This is a genomic window from Neorhizobium descurainiae, assembly GCF_051400715.1.
Taxonomy (GTDB): domain Bacteria; phylum Pseudomonadota; class Alphaproteobacteria; order Rhizobiales; family Rhizobiaceae; genus Neorhizobium.
This window is the reverse complement of sequence record NZ_JBLFFK010000093.1, coordinates 1-847: the sequence shown is the minus strand read 5'-3', so window position 1 is coordinate 847 and position 847 is coordinate 1. Positions and strand designations below refer to the sequence as shown.

1 protein-coding gene is annotated in these 847 nt (G+C 56.8%); it reads left to right on the top strand.

All coding sequences use genetic code 11. The features are described from left to right. The first annotated feature begins 73 nt into the window (after nucleotides 1-73). A protein-coding gene (locus ACMGE0_RS33570; protein ID WP_436820175.1) for an IS5 family transposase occupies nucleotides 74-831 on the top strand; the annotation gives its coding sequence in 2 pieces (ribosomal slippage) (nucleotides 74-416 and nucleotides 416-831; 759 coding nt in all). Nucleotides 832-847 lie beyond the last annotated feature (16 nt).

Genomic DNA, 847 nt, shown 5'->3' with positions numbered 1-847 from the left:
CCTAGGTCGGATCGACATTCAGGATTCCCAAATCATCTAATCGGTGATTCATAGGCTACACGGAGGCCTATGAATGGCGGCAAAGCGTTATGAGTTGAGCGACGCGCAATGGGATAAGATTGCTTTGCTGTTGCCCGGCAAGGCTGGCGATCCCGGTCGAACCGGCTCTGACAACCGTATATTTGTCAACGGCTGTCTCTGGGTTTTGCGCTCAGGGGCCCATTGGCGTGACCTGCCGGAGCGCTATGGCAAGTGGAAGACGGTTCACAAGCGCTTCAGTCGCTGGTGCCATGCCGGCATATGGGAGCGGGTGTTCGAGGCGCTGACGGTCGATCGCAACAATCAATATCTGATGATCGATAGCACGATCGTTCGTGCGCATCAGCAGGCGGCCTCCGGAAAAGGGGGGCCAAGGACCAGGCGCTGGGGCGTTCCCGAGGAGGACTGACCACGAAGATCCACATGCTTGCCGATGCACTGGGGCGGCCTTTGCGGTTCATCATAACGGCGGGCCAAGTCGGCGATATCACACAGGCACCGGCTCTGCTCGAGGGGCAAGCCGGCGAAGCCGTCCTGGCCGACAAAGCTTATGACGGCAATGTCTTGCGTGAGATTATTGCCGCCATGGGCGCTGAGGCGGTGATCCCGTCAAACAGATCGCGCAGGATCATCATTCCCCATGACGAACGCGCTTACAAACATAGAAATCGCATCGAGCGCTGTTTCGGCAAAATGAAACATTTCCGCCGCTTCGCAACCCGCTATGAACGCAGAAGCGTCCATTTCACAGGTATCGTTCACCTCATCGCAGCAATGATATGGATGCGATGAATGTCGATCCGACCTA